Origin of the sequence: Alkalibacillus aidingensis (assembly GCF_014595945.1) — a bacterium.
GTDB lineage: Bacteria > Bacillota > Bacilli > Bacillales > Alkalibacillaceae > Alkalibacillus > Alkalibacillus aidingensis.
The window spans coordinates 75303-100778 of sequence record NZ_JABXWU010000006.1 but is presented as its reverse complement, the minus strand read 5'-3'; the positions used below and the strand labels follow the sequence as shown (position 1 = coordinate 100778).

Annotated in this window: 18 protein-coding genes; 10 read left to right on the top strand and 8 right to left on the bottom strand. The window is 34.1% G+C overall.

Annotation, left to right across the window (positions count from 1 at the left end; genetic code table 11):
• Positions 1 to 3 precede the first annotated feature (3 nt).
• From betB to HWQ49_RS10350, 4 genes are all read left to right on the top strand, one after another.
• Complete coding sequence (betB, locus tag HWQ49_RS10365; RefSeq protein WP_188207544.1) at positions 4 to 1473, top strand: betaine-aldehyde dehydrogenase; 1470 nt, start codon at positions 4 to 6, stop codon at positions 1471 to 1473.
• Positions 1474 to 2153: 680 nt separating this feature from the next.
• On the top strand, positions 2154 to 2342 hold the full coding sequence (locus HWQ49_RS10360; protein WP_188207543.1) for a DNA modification system-associated small protein: 189 nt from the start codon (positions 2154 to 2156) through the stop codon (positions 2340 to 2342).
• 9 nt (positions 2343 to 2351) lie between these two features.
• The gene (gene dndD / locus HWQ49_RS10355; RefSeq protein ID WP_188207542.1) at positions 2352 to 4367 is read left to right on the top strand and encodes a DNA sulfur modification protein DndD; all 2016 of its coding nucleotides are present in this window, start codon (positions 2352 to 2354) and stop codon (positions 4365 to 4367) included.
• A 7-nt stretch (positions 4368 to 4374) separates the two neighbouring features.
• Complete coding sequence (locus HWQ49_RS10350; protein WP_188207541.1) at positions 4375 to 4743, top strand: hypothetical protein; 369 nt, start codon at positions 4375 to 4377, stop codon at positions 4741 to 4743.
• Positions 4744 to 4774: 31 nt separating this feature from the next.
• On the opposite strand, the gene dptH is transcribed toward HWQ49_RS10350, so the two are convergent.
• The 3 genes from dptH to dptF are packed head-to-tail and all read right to left on the bottom strand — an operon-like array spanning position 4775 to position 13779.
• On the bottom strand, positions 4775 to 10048 hold the full coding sequence (gene dptH / locus HWQ49_RS10345) for a DNA phosphorothioation-dependent restriction protein DptH (RefSeq protein WP_188207540.1): 5274 nt from the start codon (positions 10046 to 10048) through the stop codon (positions 4775 to 4777).
• The gene (gene dptG, locus HWQ49_RS10340; RefSeq protein ID WP_188207539.1) at positions 10029 to 11438 is read right to left on the bottom strand and encodes a DNA phosphorothioation-dependent restriction protein DptG; all 1410 of its coding nucleotides are present in this window, start codon (positions 11436 to 11438) and stop codon (positions 10029 to 10031) included. Before dptG ends, dptH begins: the two co-directional genes overlap by 20 nt.
• A 4-nt stretch (positions 11439 to 11442) precedes the next feature.
• Positions 11443 to 13779 (bottom strand): DNA phosphorothioation-dependent restriction protein DptF, encoded by a 2337-nt coding sequence (gene dptF / locus HWQ49_RS10335; RefSeq protein WP_317450926.1) that lies wholly within the window; start codon positions 13777 to 13779, stop codon positions 11443 to 11445.
• A gap of 205 nt (positions 13780 to 13984) precedes the next feature.
• On the opposite strand from dptF, the gene dndB reads away from it, so the two are divergent.
• The 5 genes from dndB to HWQ49_RS10310 are packed head-to-tail and all read left to right on the top strand — an operon-like array spanning position 13985 to position 20167.
• Positions 13985 to 15085, top strand: a complete 1101-nt coding sequence (gene dndB / locus HWQ49_RS10330; protein ID WP_188207538.1) for a DNA sulfur modification protein DndB — start codon at positions 13985 to 13987, stop codon at positions 15083 to 15085.
• Entirely contained in the window at positions 15082 to 16647 is a 1566-nt protein-coding gene (gene dndC / locus HWQ49_RS10325; protein WP_188207537.1) for a DNA phosphorothioation system sulfurtransferase DndC, read from the top strand. Before dndB ends, dndC begins: the two co-directional genes overlap by 4 nt.
• A gap of 23 nt (positions 16648 to 16670) precedes the next feature.
• The gene (dndD, locus tag HWQ49_RS10320; RefSeq protein WP_188207536.1) at positions 16671 to 18653 is read left to right on the top strand and encodes a DNA sulfur modification protein DndD; all 1983 of its coding nucleotides are present in this window, start codon (positions 16671 to 16673) and stop codon (positions 18651 to 18653) included.
• Complete coding sequence (gene dndE, locus HWQ49_RS10315) at positions 18654 to 19049, top strand: DNA sulfur modification protein DndE (protein WP_188207535.1); 396 nt, start codon at positions 18654 to 18656, stop codon at positions 19047 to 19049. It abuts the gene before it with no gap.
• Positions 19049 to 20167 (top strand): cysteine desulfurase family protein, encoded by a 1119-nt coding sequence (locus tag HWQ49_RS10310; RefSeq protein ID WP_188207534.1) that lies wholly within the window; start codon positions 19049 to 19051, stop codon positions 20165 to 20167. Before dndE ends, HWQ49_RS10310 begins: the two co-directional genes overlap by 1 nt.
• Before the next feature lie 74 nt (positions 20168 to 20241).
• On the opposite strand, the gene HWQ49_RS10305 is transcribed toward HWQ49_RS10310, so the two are convergent.
• The 3 genes from HWQ49_RS10305 to HWQ49_RS10295 form a co-directional block, all read right to left on the bottom strand.
• Positions 20242 to 22650, bottom strand: a complete 2409-nt coding sequence (locus HWQ49_RS10305; protein WP_394810773.1) for a heavy metal translocating P-type ATPase — start codon at positions 22648 to 22650, stop codon at positions 20242 to 20244.
• Positions 22651 to 22662: 12 nt separating this feature from the next.
• Complete coding sequence (locus HWQ49_RS10300) at positions 22663 to 22995, bottom strand: metal-sensing transcriptional repressor (RefSeq protein ID WP_188207532.1); 333 nt, start codon at positions 22993 to 22995, stop codon at positions 22663 to 22665.
• Positions 22996 to 23070: 75 nt separating this feature from the next.
• Positions 23071 to 23688, bottom strand: coding sequence for an NAD(P)/FAD-dependent oxidoreductase (locus HWQ49_RS10295; RefSeq protein WP_188207531.1), 618 nt, complete (start codon positions 23686 to 23688; stop codon positions 23071 to 23073).
• 216 nt (positions 23689 to 23904) lie between these two features.
• On the opposite strand from HWQ49_RS10295, the gene HWQ49_RS10290 reads away from it, so the two are divergent.
• Complete coding sequence (locus HWQ49_RS10290; RefSeq protein ID WP_188207530.1) at positions 23905 to 24447, top strand: hypothetical protein; 543 nt, start codon at positions 23905 to 23907, stop codon at positions 24445 to 24447.
• Between the two features lie 4 nt (positions 24448 to 24451).
• On the opposite strand, the gene HWQ49_RS10285 is transcribed toward HWQ49_RS10290, so the two are convergent.
• A complete protein-coding gene (locus HWQ49_RS10285; protein WP_188207529.1) occupies positions 24452 to 25105 on the bottom strand; it encodes a permease prefix domain 1-containing protein in 654 nt (217 codons plus the stop codon).
• Complete coding sequence (locus HWQ49_RS10280; protein WP_188207528.1) at positions 25092 to 25442, bottom strand: PadR family transcriptional regulator; 351 nt, start codon at positions 25440 to 25442, stop codon at positions 25092 to 25094. Before HWQ49_RS10280 ends, HWQ49_RS10285 begins: the two co-directional genes overlap by 14 nt.
• Positions 25443 to 25476: the final 34 nt, after the last annotated feature.

The window sequence follows — 25476 nt, the reverse complement described above, 5'->3', positions numbered from 1 at the left end:
CAGATGGAAACTAAAAGAATGTACATCAATGGAAGTTGGGTAAAAGCCACTTCTGGAAAATCACGAGATATCATAAATCCGTTTAACCAAGAAGTCATTGCAACAGTTGCTGAAGGTGATGAGTCCGATGCAATATTAGCGATCGATGCAGCAAGAACAGCATTCGACAGAGGAGAATGGGCATCAATGCCGGTAACTGATCGCAGCACATTAGTTAGAAGAATAGCTGAGCTCATTGAGAGAGACAAGGAAGTATTAGCTAACCTAGAAACTTTAGATACAGGAAAAACAGTCATCGAAAGTCGCGATGATATGGATGACATCGCGAGTGTTTTTCGCTATTATGCAGAAGTTGCCGATAAAGACGGTGGTGAATTAATCGACTCCCCCATCCCAAATTCGATAAGCAAAGTCGTTCACGAACCTGTTGGTGTTTGTGGACAGATTACACCCTGGAACTATCCATTATTACAAGCATCTTGGAAATTAGCTCCCGCTTTAGTTACTGGCAATACACTTGTCATGAAACCAAGTGAAATCACTCCTTTAACAACGATTAAAATATTTGAACTAATCGATGAAGCGGGAGTTCCAGCCGGGGTCGCTAACCTCGTATTAGGGGCAGGTAGCACAGTTGGTGCAGAGCTTTCTAATAATGAAGATGTCGATTTGATTTCATTTACTGGAGGTATAGAAACAGGTAAGAAAATCATGCAAGCAGCTAGTCGTAACGTTAAAAAACTAGCCCTTGAGCTTGGTGGGAAAAACCCAAACGTCGTCTTTGCCGATGCAACCTTTGATACAGCCGTTGACCAAGCTATGAATGCTGTTTTCTTCCACGCAGGGCAAATTTGCTCAGCAGGAACAAGACTAATCGTTGAAGACACTATTCACCACAAATTTGTTGATGCATTAGTTGAACGAGTTAGCAACATTAAAATCGGTAATGGTTTCGATGAAAATACACAAATGGGTCCATTAATTTCAGCTGAACATCTAGCAAAAGTCGAAAGTTATGTAGAATCAGGTAAATCTGAAGGTGCAAAACTAGTAGTTGGTGGGAGACGACCTACCAACCCCGAATTCCAAAACGGATTTTTCTATTTACCTACTATCTTTACAGATTGTACGACCGATATGGACATCGTACAAGAAGAAGGATTTGGTCCAGTTATTACCGTTGAAACGTTTTCAACAGAAGAAGAGGCAATCATGCTAGCAAACGACTCCATTTATGGACTTGCTGGTGGAGTATGGACAAATGATTTGGCCAAGGCAGAACGCTGCGTTGCTAAAATGCGCATGGGGACAGTATGGATAAATGATTTCAACCTGTACTTCCCACATGCACCCTGGGGTGGCTTTAAACAATCAGGAATTGGTCGCGAACTAGGAAAATTAGGTCTAGAAGAATATCGGGAGACAAAACACGTATTTCATAACTTGAAACCTAAACCGATTAATTGGTTTTAAGTTATCTCAAAGAGATCGCAGTTATTTGCGATCTCTTTTTGAATAGTGTGTTTGCCCATAAAACAGATGGATGAAGGCTTTTTATGTTAACTATTCATTTTCTATAGAAGAGAGTATAAACGAGTCCACTCCCTTTAAAGAGTAGACTCGTCAAATCGTTTAAACACGAAGCACTTTGAATTGACCACCACCAAATAATGCCTTTGTATAATCAATCTTCGCGTTCGTGAAATATGGAGCGTCTTTAGGACTGACTAAAAACTTGATTCCATCTATTTCAGTGATCTCATCATTATCTTTTTCTGACTCTTCCAGAGCCAGTCGTAATTGTGGTCCTCCTCATCCAACACCCATAGATAGTCGGATGATCGGTTGTTCACCTTGATCAATCATGAATTGTACTTCTTCTTTGACTTGATTGATTGCCGCTTCAGTTACTTTAACCATTTTGTCTAACCTCCCTTGGACAGTAGCATAATATGACCTAGTTATATATTCCACGGTATATTGACTTTTTATCACATCTTTCTTTTCAAATGGAGCAACTGAAATAATCCAACAAACCCTAATTTCATACAAATATTATATATAGATTCCATTTTTTAAATAAGTATCCTATAATTATTCTTTTATTTATTGTAAAATATCTATAGTGATAAATTTTAAAAAAGGTGATTATAATGAAGGAAATCGAACGCAGAGAAATAGAGATACTTGCAAATATCTGTTATAAAAATGACGTACCATTAAAATTAGGTAAGGACCTATTGAAAACAGCCAAAAACCTATCCTATGAAAACCATAGCGATCGTGCCAGAGTTAAAGAGTATCAAGACCTTATCTATTTTCACTCAAAAAAATCAAATTAAGGTGATGTTATGATCTTAAAAAAGCTAATATTTGATAACTACAAGACGTTTTATGGGTATCAAGAAATTGATTTAAGTATCCCTAAAGAAGTTAGGGATGAAGAAGGAAAAAACATTATTCTCCTAGGTGGATTAAATGGTGCTGGTAAGACAACAATATTAAAGGCGATAATTTATATACTTTTTGGAAAAAGAGGTATGTCAGAAACAGAGCACAAAAGGCTATTCTCAAATGTAATTAATAATACATTCTTTGATGAGGGTGGTCGAGAAAGTTCCGTGATCCTTGCTTTGGAAACTGATTCTGGTGAAGAGTGGCAGTTAAAAGCCAAATGGTACTTTGATCAGTATAAAAGATTAACACGTGAAGAAAGAGACTTAATTGTTACAAGACCTGGTTCAAGAATGAACAAAAAAGCTAAGATAGACAATATTGAAGTTTACAACAAGTTTATTGATAAAATTATCCCTTATCACGCTGCACCATTTTTTATTTTTGATGGTGAAGAGATAAAAGAAATTATACTACGACAAAATAGTAGTGAAATGAAAGAAGCTATCCACAAAATTACTGGTATGGAATCTTATACTCAACTAATCACCGATTTGAAATCACTTCAGAAAACATTTGAAAATAAATTAGCCAGCTCAGCAAATAATTCAAAAATTAAAAAGTATCAAGAGGAAATTTCTGAGATAGATAAAAAAATCGAAAAGCTTGAAGCACAGAAAGAAAAGGTTGACTCAGAGGGAGAACAACTAAAAAATAAATTAGAGAAGGAAAAAGAGCAGAGAAATGAAAAAATTTCTCTTAATAACAATTCCAGAGAAAAGTTTGTAAAAAAACAATCACAAAAAGAAACCGAACTTGACTTAGCGAGGCATGAGCTTAACCAGCTTTATAAGAATAATGTATTAAGCATTATTTTATCAAGGAAAATCAATAAACTCCAGCAGCAATTGAATCTTGAAAATGAAGTGAAGCGAAAGAGACTAATTGAAGAAACGTCATTAGCACCTTACAGGGATTTTATGAAACAACTATTAAATAAAAACATAAAGCCTCCCTTGACCGAGAGTCAACTTAATCAAATAAAAGAATTAGGCCAGGAAATATGGGTGAAGGAAAATAATATTGATATTAATACTTCTGAGGGTTTCGAAGAAATCCATGACCTTTCCAGTAAGGACCAAAATATACTTATAAATTATAAAGCAGCAGACAAAACCCTTATTACTAACCATATTAATAAAATCGAAAAATTAGAAAGAGACCTCAGGGAACTTGAGGTTGAAATTAGAAATGCCCCTACTGAAGTTGATATTTCAAAAGAAAATGAGAGAATTGACTCTCTAACAAAATTAATAGGCGAAAATAACCTTAAACTACGTTCTGTAAATATAAAATTAACCAAAACAAAGAATGAGAAATCAGAAATCACTAACAAATTAACTCGATTATCAGGAAAAGAATTAAATGTTGAGGAAATAAATGATCAGTATAAATTACTACAAAAAACCATTAGTACAATGGAAGAATATATAGAAGAAGTAACCACAATGAAAGCACGTTTTATTCAAGAAGAATTTTCAAGCATGCTTAATAAACTTTTTAGAAAGCAGGATGAATTTGGGAAGATCGATTTCGACATTGATTCCTATACCATCAGATTGTACAACGACAAAATGCAAGAAATTAGCATTCAAGACAGATCTGCCGGAGAGATGCAAATGATCTCATCTGCATTAATATGGGCATTAACAAAGGTTTCAGACCTTACATTACCTATTGTTGTTGATACTCCATTGGGGAGACTTGATAGTCATCATCGTCAACAATTGATTAACCACTATTATAAGAATTTAAGTGACCAAATCATTATATTGTCAACAGATACAGAGATAACAAGTGAGTATGTTAAATTAATGGAGGACCACTCATATAAACAATATATGTTGGATTATGATGAGGAAAAGAAATATACCATTATACGAGATGGGTATTTCGATTTCATAACGGAGTGATAATACGATGTCTAACCGAAGAATGAAACTATCAGTAAAAGGGAAAGAGCTATTGGACCTAATAATGGAAAACCTTGAAGTAGAACGACCATTGGCTATAAAAATAGCATTAGCTAAAGGTTTACAAAACTCAAATAAAGAAGTTCCGCAGAGTTTCTTAGATGGTAAACAAGGCTGGGTTATACCTGATAACATAATTAAGGATAATGAATTTTTACTTTTTAAGCATTTAATCTTTGAAGAATTGAATCAATCAACTGACGATGAATCATTACATGATATTATGAGTAATTATATCGAAAAAGGTTTACGAGATATTTATGAAGTTTACCAACAAAAAACATCAATGGAAGATCTAAAAATAGCCATTTTGTAATATAAAAGAACCCCACGATTGTGGGGTTCTTTTATATTCTGTCAGAAAGTGGTGTAATATTCACTACATTAATTGTTGGATTAGTAAGTTCACCGTTTGCTTTCAAGATCGGTCCATGAACTATACATTGACCTTTTCTCAGGTCAGAAAGCTTATGTTCCCACTGTTTTTTCTCATGTGGTTCTTTAGATAAGCTTGAAGCAATATTAGAGAGTTCTTGTTCTGGAGGAGCAAAGTAAACTTTTTGCGATGAGTTCTGCAGCCTTGCTAATTCATCTGCATTTAATTGTGATTTTAGAAATTGTGTTGCATACCATCCAGACCAACCAAATTTCCTGCCTTCAGTCAAAATCCTTGCTGATGGAGATTTTTCTGTATGATCAAGGTTTTGAGCTTCATCCATAATTACAGGCATTGGATTTTCTTTATCACCAAATTGAACTGAATAGTTCCATAGGTCCCAAAGAATAAATTCAGTTATCATTAATTGTACATCTCTTGGGAAAGCCGTTAATTGAATAATGAATACTTCTCCATCACTGCTGATAATATCCTCCCAATTAATTGTATCATTATGACTAAAAGGGTTACGATCAAGTAAAGGCCTTATTTGAGATAGAGCTGTTTTTGAATAATTAGATCCGTCATTCTCTAATAATTCTTTTAGCCTTTCTAGGTTCATCTGTTCTCCATACAACTCTAACCCACTAAGAGTTGCATCATAGATTGCATTTTGTTGTTGTATTCCTAAAGAACTATATACAGCAGAGAATACACTTTTAATACGTTCAGCTACATCAGTGTCAGATTCAGGAAGTTCAATACCACCGATATCACGAACATTCTTAGAAAATGGGTTGATAGGGAATTTCTCATTATAAACTATCTTTTGTTTTATTTTATGACCAAGGTATTCAACAAACTCTGGTTCTAGCTGATTAGGTAAGAAACCTTCAGTATAATCAATAACGATACTTGGAATTCCCCTTTTTGCCTTTTCTAACAACAAACACTGCATAAAGTAAGTTTTTCCTTGGCCTGATTTACCTGATATTAACAAGTGTCTATTAGCTAACCCTTTATTTCCATACTCCCAATATATATACTTGTTTGAATTTTCTGCCTTTCCTATTAATAATCTTGTATCATGTAAATGAAGTCTCTTACCAGTTATACTGTCATCAATAGTTGAGTGAATTTCCTGTTCGTCCATTTCGTTTGTTTCGGATTCATTTGATATTCTGTTTTCATTATTAGATAGTGAGACATTCTCTTTAAAATTAATATCAACTTTTTCTTCTAGCTCCACCTTAGATTTAATTTCTCCTACTAATTCTGAACTCTGACCCTCCACATGACCAGACCTGTAATCTTTAGGATTTTCACTGTTTATACCTTCTCTTTTACCCTCTGGTCTATAGTTGTATGAAATCATATCCTCTTTAATAAAGTCATTAGGTTGCTCTTGAATCCAATGTCTCATATCTTTAATTGGATAGACTAACCCATTATACCCATCATATTCTGTTAAATTTATCTGTAATACATCATCATTAAGGTCTGCACTACGATAATGCGCATCCTTTTGGAATGATAATATAGCGCCATCTCCTATATGCTCCTTCAACTTATTTGATACAACATATTCATCTTTATTTAGTTTTTCAATGACATCATCGCTTAATCCATAACCCTTTTCATTCCAAAATTCACTTTGGTCTAGCTTTTGAGAATTAGAAATTAATAATTGAGTAAAGAAGTTTCGGTAAAATCTTCCCTTAAAAGTTTCTCCCATTTCATCTGTTAAGGTATTCATTAAAAGTGATTTTGTTTGTTTCACTTGATTCTTTGCTTTATCTAAAACTGCCCCTCTGTTAATTCCGATTTTGACCTCTACTGGATAAAAGTGTAATGACAGTTGTCCCTCTTCTTCTTCAATACCAATAAGAAGTAAATCATCACTATGACTTCCTTTTACTCCTAAATTTTTAGCAGTAAATATTCCCTCTGACTTATTAAGGCTAACTGTTCCTGCCACCCTTAACACTTCTTCTAAAGATATAGGGATCCATAATATGTTAGGATGATCGAGATAAGAGACAGAGTATTTAATTGCAGATATGATACTTAACTTCTCTCGATCGAGGTGACCACTACTTCCTATAATTCGTAATAACCATTCACCATTAAATGTATTAAAAGCTTTAATCGTGTTATGGACGTTTTCATTTGTACCTTCTACATCTTTTTGTTTTAAAAATTCCTTAATAACTGCAAAATACTGATCAGACTTATCCGTAACAGTTATAGCATCATATCGACTAGAAGAGGAATATTGATCACTATAATGAATAACAACCAAATTACCATCATAGTTATTGAAATAATCTAAATCTATCGTAGGATCTAAAAATGTTACCCAGTAGGAAGCTTTAAAAACTTTCTCCAATTCTTTATCATCCGTATTTGATGTTCTAGAAAAGATAACCTCGCCTTTGCGATAACTATCATTCCCACTATTACGAAGATTAGCTGCGAGTTCATTCACATAATAAGCAGTCGTTGTTAGAGGATTGTCATCAGTAATACTATAGGTTTTCGTTCCGAAACCACTTCTATAGGTTTCCTCATCTTTCATCGAAGGAACACTTGAATAAATTCCATCAATTGCAATACCGGATTTCATATCTTTCATTGGTTGCACAGCTTTATGTTCTTGTGCATTCATTTTATAAAAGGAAATATGAGAATATCGATACTCAGTTTTTGGATCTCTTTTAAAGAAAAAAAGTTTTTCCCTAATCATACGCAATACATCTTCTGATTCATATTGGTCTGACTTCAGTTTAATGTCAAAATTATCCTCAAACTCAGATACTGTTTCTGTTCTAGCATATAAATCAAAAGAGCTCTCCAATAGCTTACTTTTGTACAAGGTAACCTCTATTGGTTTTAGGCTTTGAGGGCCATAATCATCAATAACATCAATCATCCATTGCAGCAATCCTCTTATCACCTCATAGTCATTAGAAATATTGATAACGTTTATTTGTAATGGAGCTTGCGACTTTTCAATAAACAAGTAAGAGAAATGCATTTTAAATTGATTAATCTTATCTTTCACAACTTTAGCCAAATACTGATTAGCATCAGAAACTGTGACTTCACTCACCGGCTTGAATATCATCCATTCTGCTGCAGCATTTTGATGATCTGGTTTATATAATACCTCTTTATCATCATAGATAAACGGTATCAATGAATTAGGTGAAAGACGACTAATAATGCTATTTTCAAGTTCTTCAGATCCAAGTAAATCAAAATATTTTAATTTATAAGCAATCATTAGTGGGTGGAGTGGAGAAAAATAAACTGCTCCATTAGTTTGAATAGTACCCAACTTAAACAAATCTAGTCCCTTTTTGCCTGCGGCAACTCCATTCTCAAACGACTCAATTTCTTTTTGGTACTGATTAATATATTCTATTGCACGTTCCTTAAGATCCTCTGTCACTGTACTTAAACTAGGAATTGAATTTCTACTTTTAAAGTAAGTAATAAAACGGCTATATGACTCTCTTAGATTTTCACTTAATTTAATATCGATAGGCGAAAGCTGGTCTGAGTCAAAATATCCTGCTTTAATACCCCATTCAACCATTTCCTGCTCCCACTCAAAATATGATCTATACTCTGAGTGAAAGTAGAATTCTTGATTTTCTAGTATTAAACGGTTATTTTCCCTAATCCATTGAAAGTCCCTTCCATTTTCGCGAATAAGTTTCCATATTCTTTGTCCGGTAATTGGGGTGGAATCTGGTAATTCGTTTCTAAAAAGAAACGGAATAGGAATATTGTTAAAACGTATCTTTAAGTACAATTCATCATTATCATTAAAGACTTCCGGCTCAGGTACTATAGTTAACTTATCATCTTCCGTGTATTCTACTTCTTGGTCTTGCTCTGTAACCTCTACTACACTCTGGTTCATGCCATCGCCGAAAATCAATTCGCTGTCTTCATAATTAATATCAATAACTTCTTTTTTGTGATCTACAAGATATTTCGATTTATAGTTATCAATATCAATTGGATAGATTGGAAGAACAGCAATGTTCAGTTCTACACCAAGAGACGCCTTATTATCATGCTTATAGGTATATTTTACAAACACTGGCTTACTTTTAGGTGGTTTTATTGTGCCAACTATATTTTTTTTCTTAGTTTCAACATCAACATACTTTTGTGATTTTTTGTCTATTTTTAAAAAGGAGTTCTCCAAGCTTGATATATTTCCACTTAAGTTAAATGTAGTAGTAATTTCTATTTCAGGTAGTAGTTCAGGATTGAATATAACAATGTGTCGTTTTCTCTTACCAGCAGCATTATCATTAAACGGCTTATCCCAGTACTTAAGCTTATCTTTTACTTTTAGTTCTTCAACTTCAACTTTCAGTTTCTTGTTTAACCTTTTATACTCTTCATGAAACCTGTCTACCTTTGGAAATAAGGTTTGATGCCAATCTTCTTTTTCTAATTGATTTACACCTAAAGGTGAAAACATATTCTCTAATTCATCTTTATCTAACCCATAATCATGAACCCTTTTAACATAATCAAACAACTCTCTATTCATTTGCAACCTTTTTTTCTGTTCATTTCCAGGAAAACTTCCAAGGTCTGGGTCTCTAAAAATACCAAATTTATAATACTCGCTGTCATCAATAAAACCCTTTTCTAAAGTAGAAAAAATATCCTCAAATTCAAAGAAAGTGGTCTGTTGAAAAGGCTGATCTTTCATTAAGCTATCTAGGTTTTCCCGTAATATAATCCTATCCACTTTTTCTAATGTACTACTCTCTATTTCTTCTTTTAAGTTCTTAAAGAGCTCCTGAGGATGCAGTGGCATTCCTTCTTTTTCAAGGTCACTACTTCCTCCTTTAATTGAATCTAATTGCTCTGAAACAATACTAATGAGTGAAGTGTTCTTAAATTTCTCTTCTTTTTGTTCACCAACTAAATTTCTTAATGTAACCAAAAAGTCAGGCTTTACATTCTCTGAAGTATGTGCAACAACTAGTTTATGGTCACTAAATTGAATAGCAAAGGTTTTATACTCTTCACCGAGCTCATGTTTATAAGTAAATGGTACTGTATCTGTAACGTTTAAAATTGAGTTAATTAACTGTTCGACTTCTGAATCGCTATCTAACTGTAAATAATAACGTTCTCCAGATTTTACGTTAATATTTTTAAAATAATCTAATAGTACCGTAACAATGTAATTATAGAATTGGTTTGACATATTGCGCATCACCACTATCACTTTTTTTATCCAAAATATTGAGATTATCTAGTAAGCCTACAACTTCTTGTTTTGAATTATTATCTAACCTAATTCCCCTTTTTTCAAATTCACTAAAAAGCACATTTAAAGGGATCCTATTTTCCTTAACAGATACCGCAGTTAATAGAAGTAAAAAATCATGTTTAATATTAAATACTTGACCTAAACTACCTCTACTCTTTATAAATTGGTCGACTCCAAGGTCTTCTATATTGCCTCCAAATTTCTTACTTACATCTGTACTTGTCCCCTCTTTTAAACAGTCAAATAACCCTTTAAAATGTTCTTCCAAATTATTAGCCACAATTTTACGATTCACTTTAAATATTTCCTTATACTCCTCCATCCATCCCTCTAAATCGTTTAAAAATTGACCTTCGTCTAATTCCCCATCATTGACTAACCTTTTTAGATCACTATAGGTTAGTAAATCAATCTCTTTACGTTGGTCAATTTCTTCTTCGTTAGTGTTTGCACGGTTGTGACTTAACTGAGATAAGGTATGAATGTGCGGGAATAGATTCACCAATTTACCCTTAATAAACTTAAAGCTTTCCAATTCCCCAGCTGCTTTTCTCCTCTTACTCAATGATTCCCACTCTAAAGAAAAATAAAGTGGATCTAGTTGTTCATAATTTGCTTCTGTAAACTGTTCAAACTTCACAACTAACTGACAGGCATACATAAAAACATAATAATGTGTAATTAAAGGAAAAGCCGTCAAAAAATAATCTTTATACTTACTCAAATACAAAACATCTTCTTGATATAAATTAGCTATTGGATTTAAAAGAGGCATATACTGCCTTTTTTTAGCTTTAGTTGACTTCAAAATATCTAACCGACTTAGAACTAATTCTGTAATGATATCCTCGGTTTCTTTTTTACTAAAGATAGATTGCAATTTTCCTTGTTCTTCAACCAGCGTATCAGTCATGAATTTAGCATACTTACTAAACTCATTCTTATTTTTACCTTCTACTTTTATATAATTGAATAAGTAAGGGTGAATAAGCTTGATGTCTTCATTGTTAAACAAATACTGATTCAAAAACCTTTTAAAATCATCCTGATCATCATAATTATTAAATTCCACTTGCTCTGCAATATGATGACTAAAAATATGATCGTGGTCTGAACTATAGAATACTTGATCACTTAGAGTAGAAGTATCCAACTGAAGATTACAAATATTTCTAACATAGTCACCTAAGACTTTGTTAAACCTCCCCCTTATTGCTCTAGTTCTCTTTGATAAAAAGGGCAAAGCATCAATAGCTAGCCCTTCATTATGCTTTTCCTTCTTCGATAATAAAGTTTTTAGGTAATCTTTGTATAATTCAGGCATGTGATTACTCCCTTTCAAATACGAATGCTCCAAAGTCATCTTTTTTCAATGTATAGAAGCGTTGGTCAGCTTTGAAAAATACTAATAATTCCTCCCTTTTATTACCAAGTCCCATCAGTTTATCAATAAATTCGACAAATTTTATGGCATCTTCTTCATCTTGTTTATTTGGACGATAACCTTCAAGCACTTTTGACAACAAATTATATAATGGATAATCAATCTCTAACTGAACTTTATTTAAACCGTCACCGTCACGATAAGATACATGTATAATAGATTTAAATGACTCTAAGACTTCACCCTCCATTGGTTTTAAATGGTCAATACTAGGCCTTAACGTCACTCTTTGTGCTATTCTATATTTTTCTGATGGCTTATTTAGATATATATAATCCTTTCTAGGAGAGCCTTTCCACGTAAAGATCGCTGTTTTTAACTCTTCATAGAATTTTTTAATATTTTGTTTATCTCCTTTATTAAAGTAATAAAGGTATTTCATGAAGTCTATATAGCCTTGTTCAGATACATTTGATTCGAATTTCTTATTTGTTAAATAAGTGATCCTAATAAATGATTCAAAAAATAGGTTGAATGAATAGCCCATTAAATTATCCTTTGTTAAAAATGGTTTTAACCAATTGATTGGTATGCGATCATCAATATTTCCATTAACAACCGTTTCCCAATCACTTAAAGTATTCAGATCTATTACTAACTGATCTATATGAACAGAACGGTAATGGAGTGGATCAAGGTCGCTCAAAGCACGTAATATTTCTGATCTATCTACTCGGTTAAAAAGTAGGTTAGGTAACGAATCTTCTAAGACATTGAACTCGGACATTAAATTATAATTACTAACTTGATCAGGGATTACAATATCCGCTATAAAGTTAAGGAAAGCCCTTGCAGAAATAACCAACTTTTTCTTCACGATACCTTGAATGACTAATTGAACAACAGTTTCTTGCACTACATCATTTTGCAAAAGCTTGAAATTTTCATGAACCATTGTATGGACTTCATTTTTTTCGTCTTCCATTAAAGCCATATAGAACGGATTATCGTTTGATGGATTTGTTACTTTTTGCAATAAACTAGAATAAAAATTAGATATCGGACCATTTTCAGTTAATTCGTATGGGTGATAATCTCCAAAGCTTAGTAAATCAAAATTGCCACTTCTGTAATGTGTTGTTATAGATGGCGTGAATAACTGACTTTGCTCTACAAACTCTTTTAAATAATTATAAGTATACCTCTTGTGATCTGTTGTGATAAAGTTATGTAAAACCCCCATGTTTATAGCTAAAATCACTTTTTTATTTGATTTACCTAAACTCTGGTCAGAAAAATCACTTAAAATTTCAGTTAATGTCTCCATTGCATCCTTGTTGGGCGAGAAACTTTCTGTAGCATCATTAAATATAGTATACTCTTCTATTAAGTCTGGTTTCTTTTCTTTTAGATAAGCTAAGATATGAGATTTTCCATCCCCTACATTTCCACAAAGTAAAATTAGATTACTCTGATTACGAGCATTTTCACTCAATATACTTTCAAGGTCTAACTGGATTTTACGGTCAACATGCAAATAATCCTTAAAGTTACTAAACTGATTTGCATTCTCTATAGCTTCTTGTGATGAATCTTTCAATCTCCGAATTTCTCTCAAAAGGTAACTGTCTCCATGATCTAAATTTTTCTCAAGAATTGTAGGTTTTTCAGCAATGACACCCTTACTCGAGGATAATAAAGAAGAATTATGTCTCTTTAAATTATTTTCATATGAGTCGTTGCCGTCCATATCTTCTTCAGTTTCTTTAACATCTTGTTTATTAATGAAATTATTGAACTCAGCTTTTCCTATTAACTCCTGTAGTTTTTGTTGTACTAGCTCTTCTATATTTTCATACTTTGGAGGTTGAGGCGATTCATAAGGAGGTATAGTTAGGTCTTCAATAATATAAACTTCATAAAACCAAACAGCAATATTATACATTTCTTTATGAAGTTTATACGCCTCCGCTAATTCATTATACTCACTTGGATGAGCAGATTTATTACCAGAGATACGTATACTATCGAATGATTTCTGTATCCAAGGTTCTTCTAAATAATCCTCCTTAATTAAGTATGAAATTTTTTCATAAAAACTTGATTTATACGGTAAATCAAGTTTTTCTTTTTTAAATATCTCACTCAGAATGACCTCGGCAAATTTTCTAGCTTCAACATTAGCACTACTTGGGTTATGGAAGATTATTCTTTCCATATCCAATGCATATTGAGCCGCAGTTGTATTAATTCTTTGTAGAAACTCAATAAACCTACTCACGTATACCACCACCACAAAATTTATTCTAAAGATAATTTTACCATAAATTATCTAAGTTTATTAGTATTTGACAAAGCCTATGTTGTTTCATACTAAAAAAGATAATTTTTTCTAATTATGATTTCTCAGTTTTAAATTATTGTACTTCAATAACAAAAGATTTATAATAAAAACACAAAATACGTACGTAAAAAGGAGATTTTATATGGAACATGGGTTTAGTTATAACTTTCCTGCAATAAGAGGTGTCCAAGCTGGAAAAGAGTATTATATCGCCATGTGCCCGTTGCGAGTTATACCTAAAATTTTCCTTTTTGATGAGGATGAGATCCCACCAGACCATAGGGCGCAAAGGATCTTAAACAAGAATAGGATTCCAGAAATGACCAACTATATTGTCGATAACCCTAATGATTATGTATTTTCTTCCCTTACTGCATCGGTTGACGGAGAGGTCCAGTTCACCTCAATTTCAGAACAGCTTACTTTTAAGGAAACTGGACTTTTGACTATCTCCTTAGATTCTCGGTTCCTTATAAACGATGGACAACATCGTCGTGCTGCCATAGAAGAAGCACTAAAAATAAACCCCAACCTTGGTAGTGAGACAATTTCAGTTGTGTTCTTTTTGGATAAAGGGTTAAAGAACTCACAGCAAATTTTTTCAGATTTAAACAGACATGCTGTGAATACTACCTCGTCCATAGGAATTTTGTACGACCACAGGGATAAATTGGCTATAGCAACAAAAACAATTACTGAATCAATCCCTTTTCTAAAAAGGTATACTGATAAAGAAAAAGTTTCGCTTTCAAAAAACTCTCCAAAAATAATAGCCCTAAACCACATATTCAACACTAACTTAAGGGTGTTAGGTGTATCTAAGGGAGACTCTATTTCAAAACAGGATGAAGATTTCCTTATGAAGTTTTGGAACTCTTTAACTAATTCCATTATGGAGTGGAAACAAGTAATGAATAAAGAACTCACACCAAAAGAACTTAGAATGAATTACATAGTTGGACATGGAGTCTTTTTAGAAGCTATAGGACTAGTTGCTAATTACTTACGTAAATACCACACAGATGAATGGTCATCGTATATAGAAAAACTTGGGTACCTAGATTGGTCCCGCACAAATACTCAACTATGGGAAGGACGAGCCATTAGTAATAACGGAAGAGTACAAAAAAACACTAATACTGTTAAACTAACAGCTATTCAAATAAAAAAATTATTAAACCTCCCCTTAACTAAAAGGGAAGAGGCGTTAGAAAATGAATTTATGAAAGGAACATCAAAATGACTGGTATAATCTCTGATTTATATAAAGATAATGTAAACCTTATTGACCAAGCAAAAGAGGAAATTAAAGAGGTTTATTTGAATGACGATCGTCCTTGGGTTCTAGGTTATAGTGGGGGGAAAGACTCCACTGTTGTAGTTCAATTAGTATTTGATGCACTATCTGAACTAGACTCAAATTTACTAACAAAAAAGGTATATGTGATTTCATCTGATACGCTAGTAGAGACCCCATTAATTATACAATCCATTAATACAACCTTGCGTAGAATAGAAGAAAAAGCAATTGAATTAAATTTACCTTTTGAAACACATAAGGTACAACCTATAGTAGAACAGTCCTTTTGGGTAAACATTATTGGCAAAGGTTATCCATCGCCTAATCAACAATTTAGATGGTGTACAGACCGATTGAAAATTGACCCGGCTAATCAGTTTATTAAAGACAAAGTGAATTCGTTTGGTGAAGTAATAATGGTCTTAGGTGTTCGGGAAAAGGAAAGTGCAACTCGTGCAAATGTAATTAAATCCCATTCAGTTGAAGGAAAAGCATTGATGAGACACTCTACATTAACCAACGCCTATGTTTACGCACCTATTAAGAGCTTTGATCTTGATGACGTTTGGAATTATTTATTAAATACAGAATCTCCCTGGGGAGATGATAATTACGAACTTTATAGACTATATAGCGATTCAAAGAGTGGAGAATGCCCATTAGTAGTAGATAAAACCGTTAAAGAATCTGCTGGTTCTTGTGGCAATTCCCGTTTCGGTTGTTGGGTATGCACAGTTGTAAATGAGGATAAGGCTCTTTCAGGTTTTATTGATAGTGGACACGACTGGATGAAGCCACTTCTAGATTTTCGCAACTGGTTATCCTCAATTCGTGATGATCGTACAAGAAGAATGAAGTATAGAATGAATGGTCAAATTTACTTCTTACCTGTAACAATTAAAAAAATAGATCAAACTGATTTTGTATTGATACCTAAAAAGGGAGGAAGAAAAAAAGATTTAATACCTCTTAATAATTTTACTATTCTTGAAAGAGGCGAATTAAAGTCCTACTTAAAGAAGCATGACATTGATTTATCGTCCTCTCAAGACCCTGACATCTTAATAAAAGATGACCAAGGAAACCTTTGTAGATTAGGATTAGGCGCTTTCACATTAGAAACAAGAAAAGAAATTTTAAGTAAATTATTAGAAGTACAAAAAAATTTACATCACCCTCATGATGAAGGATATGAACTCATTCAGAACAATGAACTTAAAGAAATTCGAAAGCACTGGTTTAATGACGGTGATTTTGAAGACAGTCTACCAAGTATTTTTAAAGAAATTATGGAAGATGAGCTTCATGTTGAAAAAGATGAAAGACTCTTATTTGATCAGGAAGAACTTTTACAACTTGAGATGTTATGTAAAGAAGAAGGTATTGATTTCAAATTAGTTAAAAAACTACTACTTGTTGAAAAAGATTATGCTGGCTTAAAAGTACGAAGAGGTTTAATGGACCAGATTAGCTCTGCTCTTAAACAAGATTACTTACATTTATAAGATAATGAAAGGAATAGCACATTATGCTTTTTAAAAAAATTATTCTAAACAACATTGGTCCTTTTGAAGGGATAAACAGTTTCTCTTTTGATTCTGAAAATGGAGGAAACTGTACTTTAATAGGGGGGAATAATGGTGCTGGTAAAACTACACTACTAACAAGTGTTCGTTTAGCACTTTATGGTCCACTAGCTTATGGATTCAAAACGGTTTCAAGTGAATATATCAAAAAAATTACTACACTATTAAACAAAAATGCATCGAAGGGTTATGACAACAATTTTAAAATACAATTGAATTTCTCTTTAGTAGAGAATTTTAAAAGGATAAGTGTTTCTATTATAAGAGAGTGGATTCCTTCAGAAAAAGGGCTTAAGGAGAGAGTTACAGTCGTGAAGGAAAATAGACACCTGGATGAAATTGAAAAAGATCTTTTCTTTGAAGACCTTAGGATAAGCTTCCCTCCTTCTTTACTAGAACTTTGCCTTTTTGATGGAGAGGAAATTGCCAGTCTAACAAGCGAAAACAATTTATCCAAATATTTAAAAGAACTTTCAACTAAGATATTTAACCTAGATCTGTTTCAGAACCTAGAGCATGATCTACTAAATTATATATCTCAAAGTTCACGTTCTAAAGAGGAAAATAAATTAGATCAAGAGAAAACCGAAATAGAAGCAAATCTTAATTATAAAATAAGTTCTCTTACAGACATTAATAAAGAAATTCAAGATGTTAACGATAGGCGTAATTCAATCCAACAAAAGTACGATACATTAAAGAATGACTTTTCATTGCATGGTGGCTTAGTAATAGAAGAACGGACGAAAATTCAAGAGAAAATAAATGAAATGGAAGCTAAAAGAAAGCACTTAAGTGAACAAATAAAAGACTTCATCGCTAAGGACCTCCCTTTCTTTATAGCATTACCAAAATTAGCTGAGCTGACAGAACAACTAAATCATGAGGAGGAATATCATGTATCAAATGTACTTAAGAATAAAATAGTTAATTTACCTATTGATGAAATAATTGAAAGCTTAGGTATAAAAAGTGATAAGGCAATAGAAGAGAACTTAAAAGCTAAATTAGTGTCTAATTTAGCTTCAGTAAATGAAACATCTATAATCCATAATGCTTCAAAAACAGAAGCACAACAAGTCTATTCACTAAGGTCGACAACAAATGAAAAAAAACTCTCTGATTTCCTTAGTCATATAGAATCCAACAAAGAACTATTAAGTCAAATTAATGCTCTTAAGAAAAAACTAAAAGACAGTGATTCCTCCCCAGAGTTTGAAGAAATGTTAACAAAAATGGAAGAATATAATACACTCGATTCAAACTTGGAGTCTCAATTAGAAGCCCTAACAACAAGGCAAGTTCAAATACAAGATGAGATTGACGTTCTAAATAATAAATATGAAAAAATAAAAAATGACCTATACAATATCCAAAAAACAAAATCTTCCTTTGAGGAATCTCAAAAAATAATTAATATCAGTAAACAATTCCAAGAAAAGCAACTTCGTAATAAAGTAAAAGATATTGAATATTTTGCTTCATTAATGTTTAAAGCATTACTAAGGAAAAAAGATTATATTAAGCAAATACAAATAAACCATAAAGATTTTAAGCTTAAAATACTTGATTATAATAATGAACAGATAAATAAAGACATATTATCTGCTGGCGAAAAGGAGTTGTTGGTATTATCAGTTATTTATGGCACTCTTTCCTCTTCGAAAAAAGAGTTGCCTTTTATATTAGATACACTTCTTGGACGATTAGACAAAAAACATAAACAGTCAATAGTAACTACTCTATTACCGAAATTAGGTGTTCAAACAATTATACTCTCTACTGACTCAGAAATTGATATCGAACTATATAATTTACTATCAGACTCTGTTGCTAACGAATATACATTAAATTATGACACTATCACCAAGAGAACTAGTATAGAAAAACATTTCTTTCATTTAGAAAAGGAAGGTGTTAACTAAATGAACTTTCGATTAAAAACCACTGCATACACCGGTGCAATATTAAAAAATTTACAAAATTCTACTGGATTGACACCCAACCTTCTGGCACGTATTGCGATATCATTATCAATATTAGAGCCTTCTATGCCCGATGAAGTACAATCAGAAAGTGATGGGATCGAGTTTAACCGTAATACCCTAACAGGTGAACAAGATTATTTTTACAAATCACTCATTCGACAACATGCAAAAATGGAAGTCCAGGAAGATGATTATTTTCCAAATTTATTTAATGCCCATCTTCATCGTGGTACAAAACTATTAGAAAATGAGTATAAGCATGCTGGTAATTTTGATAAATTATTAAAAAATCTAATAAAACTTTCTCAGGAAAATGCTAAGGAGGTATTATAATGCTATATCTAGATAATAGTGCTACCACCTCCATTCTTCCAGAAGTAAGAGATAAAATGTTAACTTACCTAACTTCTGAATTCGGAAACCCATCTGGAAAGTATTATGATTTAGCAAAAAATGCAGACTTAGCTATTAATGAGGCTCGTACTCATGTAGCAAACTTACTTAGTGCTAAGGAAATTGAAGTAATATTTACTAATGGTGCTACGGAAAGTAATAATATGGTTTTAAAAGGAGTTGCTGACCAATATAGTGATAAAGGGAGACATATAATAACTTCCAAAGTTGAGCACAAAGCTGTCTTAGATGTGTGCGAATATCTTGAAACAAAAGGGTTTGATGTAACATATTTAGATGTAGATCAATTCGGGAGAGTTGATCCACATGATGTTGAAAGAAATATCAGAGAAGATACAATTCTAGTAAGTATTATTTGGGGAAATAATGAGCTTGGTTCATTAAATGACATCCCTTCAATATCTAATATTTGTAAAAACAAAAGTGTCTTTTTCCATACTGACGCCACTCAAGTCATAGGGAAAGTGGAAGTAAATTGGAACAACCTATCTGGCATTAGTTTCTTATCCTGCTCAGCACATAAATTTCATGGTCCAAAGGGCGTCGGTGCAGTAATTATAAGAAGTGATCAATATGGAAAATTAATTCCTATTACCCCACTTTTACATGGTGGTGGGCAAGAGAGTCATATAAGAAGTGGCACATACTCTGTTCATAATATTGCAGGCTTTGGGGAAGCTGCGAAAATTGCGTACAAAAATTTGGAAATAAATAGGTCAAAGCTAGAAAAACTAGAATTAAAATTAAAGGATCTTTTAACCGATCAATTTTATGACAAAGTTTCGTTTAACTCAGACAATAAAAACAAAATTCCTGGGATTATAAATGTGCGTTTCATTGGTATTAATAATGAAATACTATTAAAAAAACTTTCTCCTATTATTGCAGCATCTACAGGTTCAGCTTGTAGCAGTACAGAACCTTCATATGTATTACAAGCAATCGGATTAGACCTTAGAAGTATCAGGGAATCTGTAAGATTTTCTTTGTCACCACATAATTCTATGAAAGAGCTTGAAGTCTTCAAATCTTTATAGTCACACCTAGTGTTTGACAATATTTATAGGTAAAGCCACCCCCTAAGTTAAAGGGGGGGCTTACTTATTTTTATTTAAACCTTCTGCCCTTTCAACCTCAACGAATTGGTCAACACTGATACTGAGCTAAAGGCCATCGCTGCGCCGGCTACCCATGGGGCGAGTAAGCCAAAAGCCGCAATCGGAATGCCTGCACTGTTATAAATAAACGCCCAGAAAAGGTTCTGACGAATATTACGCATCGTTTTCTTACTGAGTCGGATCGCTTTAGGGATGTTGCTTAAGTCTCCACCAACAAGTGTTACATCGGCTGCTTCTATGGCAACATCTGTACCTGTACCAATAGCCATTCCGATATCAGCCATTGCTAGGGCTGGGGCGTCATTAATTCCGTCTCCGACCATGGCGACTTTTTTGCCTTCTTTTTGTAGTTTCTCGACTTGATCGGCTTTGTGTTGTGGAAGGACTTCCGCAAGAACGTGCGATTCAGGAATACCCACCTCTCTTGCTACTGCTTTAGCAGTACGAGTGTTATCTCCTGTCATCATAAAGACTTCAATATCGTCATTCTGTAACGTTTGAATAGCTTCTTTTGATGTTGATTTAACAGTATCAGCTATTGCAATCACAAAACGTAACTCATCGTTAATTGCAGCAAGGACTGCCGTTTTACCGTCGTCTTCGAACATTGTTAGTGTATCTTCAGCAGCTTCAACATCTATCCCTTGTTCACGCATGAGCTTTCTAGTACCGACAAGAATCTGTTGTTCATCGATAGCTGCTTGAACACCGTGTCCAGAGATCGCTTCAAAAGACTCAGGATTTTCTACATTTACACCTTGCTCAGTTGCGTAAGAGACAACTGCTTGAGCTAATGGGTGCTCAGAACGTTTTTCTGCTGCTGCAATATACGCAAAGTCCTCTTCTTGCCCTGATAATGTTTTGACATCGGTTACTCGTGGTTTACCTTCTGTGATCGTTCCGGTTTTATCAAGTAGCACAGCTTGAATAGCATGTGTTCCCTCAAGGTATTCGCCACCTTTAAACAAAATGCCGTTTTCTGCACCACGTCCAGTACCAACCATAATTGAAGTCGGTGTCGCAAGCCCTAAAGCACATGGACATGCAATTACTAAAACGGCGACTGATGCAGTTAAAGCTGTTGGCCATACTCCTGGGTTTACTAAGAAGAACCAGACAAAGAAGGTGACAATTGCCACGACAACGACGATCGGGACGAAAACACTTGAGATTTTATCGACCATTCTTTGGATCGGTGCTTTTGAACCTTGAGCATCTTCTACAATTTTAATAATTCCAGCTAAAGCTGTGTCTTTTCCTACTTTTTCTGCAACCATGGTAATCGTTCCGTTATTATTAATCGTTGATCCAATAACTGAATCATTTTCTTGTTTATCAACTGGAATAGCTTCACCTGTAATCATCGATTCGTCAACTGAGGTGGTTCCTTCAATCACTTCACCGTCAACAGGTATTTTTTCACCAGGTCTAACAACGATCTGCTCACCAACTTGAACTTGATCAACGGGAACTTTAATTTCTTCACCGTCCCGTATAACAGTTGCCTCTTTTGCTTGTAAATTTAATAACTGCGTAATGGCTGCAGTGGTTCTTCCTTTTGCATTAGCCTCTAAATATTTACCTAGAATGACTAATGTAATAATAATCGCACTTGCCTCATAGTAGAGTTCTGCATGTTGTACGACACCCATTTGCCATAAAACTGTTTGAACAAAGCTGTACATAAAAGCAGCTGTTGTCCCTAAGGCCACAAGTACATCCATATTGGCACTCTTATTGATTAACGCACGGTAAGCTCCTTTATAAAACTGCAGGCCAATATAAAATTGAACGACTGCTGCTAGGACAAATTGTGTCCAAGGATACTCAATAAAAGTCGGGGCAGATACATTCACGTCAAAAGGAAGGTGACTAAGCATCGTCAGCAATAACGGCACTGAGAAAATAGCACCAATGATAAATTTCCTTTTCTGATCTTTGATTTCTTTTTCTTTGGTGGATTCCTTTTCTTCATTGTCTTGCTTAAGTACCGCTTCGTAACCAAGTTTTTTCACCTTTTCTTGAATCTCTTCAATAGAAGTCATTCCAGGTGTATATGAAATCGTACCTGACTCGGTTGCTAAATTAATATTAGCTTGATTGACCCCTTCCATACGTGAGAGGCCTTTTTCAATTCGTGTTGAGCAGGCTGCACACGTCATACCTTGAATATCTAACTCTACCTTCTCTTCTTTAACTCCGTAGCCAAGTTTATCAATTTTCTCAATTACATCATCAACAGATACTTGGTCTTCATCATACTTGAGGTCTGCCCGTTCTAATGAAAGGTTTACATTTGCTTCCACACCGTCCATCTTGTTTAAAACCTTTTCTATTCTAGTTGAACAAGCTGCACACGTCATGCCTGATACATCTAGTCTTGTTTCTTTCATTTGTTGCACCACCTTCACCTATTATTTCGTAAACTGCTGCACGACTTTCATCAATTCATCCATATAAGCCTCTCCATCACCTTGTTTAGCCGCTTGGTTCACACACATCCGTGCATGACGTTCCATCATGGAATAACCAACTTTATTTAAAGCTGCATTAACAGCAGAAATCTGAACTAACACATCCACACAATAACGATCGTCTTCGATCATCTTTTGTAGGCCACGAACCTGTCCTTCAATTCGCTTTAAACGGTTTAGCATTTGTTCCTTTTCCGATTGCGATCGTGGGACAACCGGTTCTGAATCTTGGACAATCTTGGCGTCTATTTGATGGCTTTCTTCTTTGGCCATTTGATACACCTCCTATAAGAGTTACTTACATTATCACTATACCCCCCTATAGTATATATGTAAACCTATTTGCTTTTACAATTCTTCTTTGATTTTTTCCATACCATACCGATTGACAAACTTAGAAAACTTTTCTCTTTTCCTTCCCTTTTCCCGGTATATTTCGAGAATTCGATCCACTAGGGAATAAAGATCCTCAGGCTCCAAGTCATCCGCGAACAGCTTTCCAACATGGGCATTATACCCCTTGGCCTGACCTCCAATATATAGTTGGTAAAGATCTTTCTTTTTCATGACACCGATATCGTTTACCAGTGATTCACCACAACCAACCGGACAACCTGTATAGGCAGGCCTTAATGTGAAAGGGACTTCTTGACCTGCGATACGTTTGTTCAGTTCCTTGGCTACAGGCATACCTTCTTCCTCTTCCCCCTTACAAAAGTTGCACGTTCTTAAACTTTTGACGAAATTACCGACTTTATAATAATGTAAACCCACTTCATCAAATCGCTGTTTCGCTTCTTCTAATTGAGTTTCAGGAATCTTTATAATTAATTGCTGTAAAGTTGTTAGCTCTACTTCTTGATCATCTTCTAAGTATTCTCCTAATACCATTAATTGCTTTGGTTTCAACCATGACCCAAAACCTATACCTCCGTTAACGGCTATTGGAATATATTTCTCCTTCATTTTAAACCCCCTTTTATTAAATATTAAAAATAATATATCATACCCCCGTACCGTATGCAATCCATAAAGTTACAAACCTAAGATATTTTAAGTTACAACAAGATAATGGTTAAAAACGTGTTAGAGGAAAAGTATTTAATAGGAATTTTACTATAGATACATATATTACAGTTTTCTTCATAGATTAGTACAAGCAACTATAGGGGGAGTGGGTATATGGATTCTGAGATATTTTCCGTCATGATTATCGCCCTTAACCTAGTCATAATCACCACCTTTATGTATCGCTGCAAACTAGAGCAGTATCGTATGGAAGTGATGGCTTTAATTATGGCTACGAGTACGTCGTTCGGTCTTTCGATTGGATCCTTAATGGCTACCATGTTTACGGACCAACTTCTATTAGCCACCTTACTTAGTTGTGGGATTTCTGCTTTACTAGGGCTTATGTTAGGGGGTTTTTATGGAGTTTTCACCCAAATTGAAGGTGTCTTCACAGGTATTATGGCCGGGATGATGGGGTCTATGTTAGTCGTAATGCTACCACCGATAGAAGGCTTATTTCTACTAAGAATGTGCTTATTACTTCTAACCGGTACAACGATGTTTTCTGTAATGATGCTATTAAAAAGAAACAGTCCACGTTTCCAAACGAAACACGAACTGCTTTTTTTAACGACGGCTTGTTTATTGATGGTGATGATCTTTATTATGTTTCCAGAACAATCGATTCCTGAACAGGACCATCATTTTCACTGACTAATTAGTTATTTTTCCTACGACTAGACTTGGTGGTTAATAGTAATCCTAACAGTAACCCAAACCCAACGACAAAAAACACAGTGAATGAAGAAATAGCAATAAATACTTCTCCTGTTGCTAACCCAGAAGTTAATGAGACAAAGATCGCAAATAAAATGATGCCAACAGCTACAGCATAAAGAGCGGCACGAATTCGGTTCATCGCAAATACTTTAGGTGTCTCTCGTGTCAGAATACTATAAGTAATAATAGCTCCGCCAATCACGGCGAAGATCCCTGTACCGGGTACTGCCACTGCTTCTACCTCCATAAACGACATGCTTAAAGACATCAGTAAACCAAATAGAATGAGTACCGAACCTATCACTATTCCACCAATAGAAATACGGTTATTCATAGATGAATATACTTGTTGGCTTGCCTCGTTTCTTCCATGTTCACGCATATCATCAACTAACCCGCTTAGATCTCCCATCGATACCTTTGCTTCTTTAAACGCTTCTTCATCAGTCATACCTTGGGCTTTATAGTCTTTAATTCGTTCATGCATGTTGGTGATAAGCTCTTGTTTTAGATCGAATAGTTGTTGACTTTCCCCAACATCTGAAAATAAATCATGAATATAAGTCTCAACCTTTTGATTATTCTTCAACATTTTCCCCTCCTGTTATTAATTGATCTAACACCTCTTTGGCGAATTCCCATTCCTTCTTACTTTGCTCGTAACGTTCCAATCCTTCTTCTGTAATACGATAGTACTTTCTACGACCACCTTGAGTTTCATCACCCCAATATGAGTCAATCATGCCCTCTTTCTGTAATCTTCGAAATGCTGTATAGAGTGTTGCTTCCTTAAGTTCATACTGATTGTCACTTAACTCGATAATTTTTTTGTAAATCTCGTATCCATAACTGTCACCTTGTCTAAGGATATTTAAAATAATAGTGACAGTATGGCCACGAATGAGATCTGTTGAAATGTTTGCTCCCATCATCTTCACCTCTTTAAGTACATCTTATAACATA

Bases quoted from the DNA above. Each gene is read 5' to 3' on its own strand.
- betB (WP_188207544.1), top strand. From the start codon at position 4: ATGGAAACTAAAAGAATGTACATCAATGGAAGTTGGGTAAAAGCCACT.
- HWQ49_RS10360 (WP_188207543.1), top strand. From the start codon at position 2,154: ATGAAGGAAATCGAACGCAGAGAAATAGAGATACTTGCAAATATCTGT.
- dndD (WP_188207542.1), top strand. From the start codon at position 2,352: ATGATCTTAAAAAAGCTAATATTTGATAACTACAAGACGTTTTATGGG.
- HWQ49_RS10350 (WP_188207541.1), top strand. From the start codon at position 4,375: ATGTCTAACCGAAGAATGAAACTATCAGTAAAAGGGAAAGAGCTATTG.
- dptH (WP_188207540.1), bottom strand. From the start codon at position 10,048: ATGTCAAACCAATTCTATAATTACATTGTTACGGTACTATTAGATTAT.
- dptG (WP_188207539.1), bottom strand. From the start codon at position 11,438: ATGCCTGAATTATACAAAGATTACCTAAAAACTTTATTATCGAAGAAG.
- dndB (WP_188207538.1), top strand. From the start codon at position 13,985: ATGGAACATGGGTTTAGTTATAACTTTCCTGCAATAAGAGGTGTCCAA.
- dndC (WP_188207537.1), top strand. From the start codon at position 15,082: ATGACTGGTATAATCTCTGATTTATATAAAGATAATGTAAACCTTATT.
- dndD (WP_188207536.1), top strand. From the start codon at position 16,671: ATGCTTTTTAAAAAAATTATTCTAAACAACATTGGTCCTTTTGAAGGG.
- dndE (WP_188207535.1), top strand. From the start codon at position 18,654: ATGAACTTTCGATTAAAAACCACTGCATACACCGGTGCAATATTAAAA.
- HWQ49_RS10310 (WP_188207534.1), top strand. From the start codon at position 19,049: ATGCTATATCTAGATAATAGTGCTACCACCTCCATTCTTCCAGAAGTA.
- HWQ49_RS10300 (WP_188207532.1), bottom strand. From the start codon at position 22,995: ATGGCCAAAGAAGAAAGCCATCAAATAGACGCCAAGATTGTCCAAGAT.
- HWQ49_RS10295 (WP_188207531.1), bottom strand. From the start codon at position 23,688: ATGAAGGAGAAATATATTCCAATAGCCGTTAACGGAGGTATAGGTTTT.
- HWQ49_RS10290 (WP_188207530.1), top strand. From the start codon at position 23,905: ATGGATTCTGAGATATTTTCCGTCATGATTATCGCCCTTAACCTAGTC.
- HWQ49_RS10285 (WP_188207529.1), bottom strand. From the start codon at position 25,105: ATGTTGAAGAATAATCAAAAGGTTGAGACTTATATTCATGATTTATTT.
- HWQ49_RS10280 (WP_188207528.1), bottom strand. From the start codon at position 25,442: ATGGGAGCAAACATTTCAACAGATCTCATTCGTGGCCATACTGTCACT.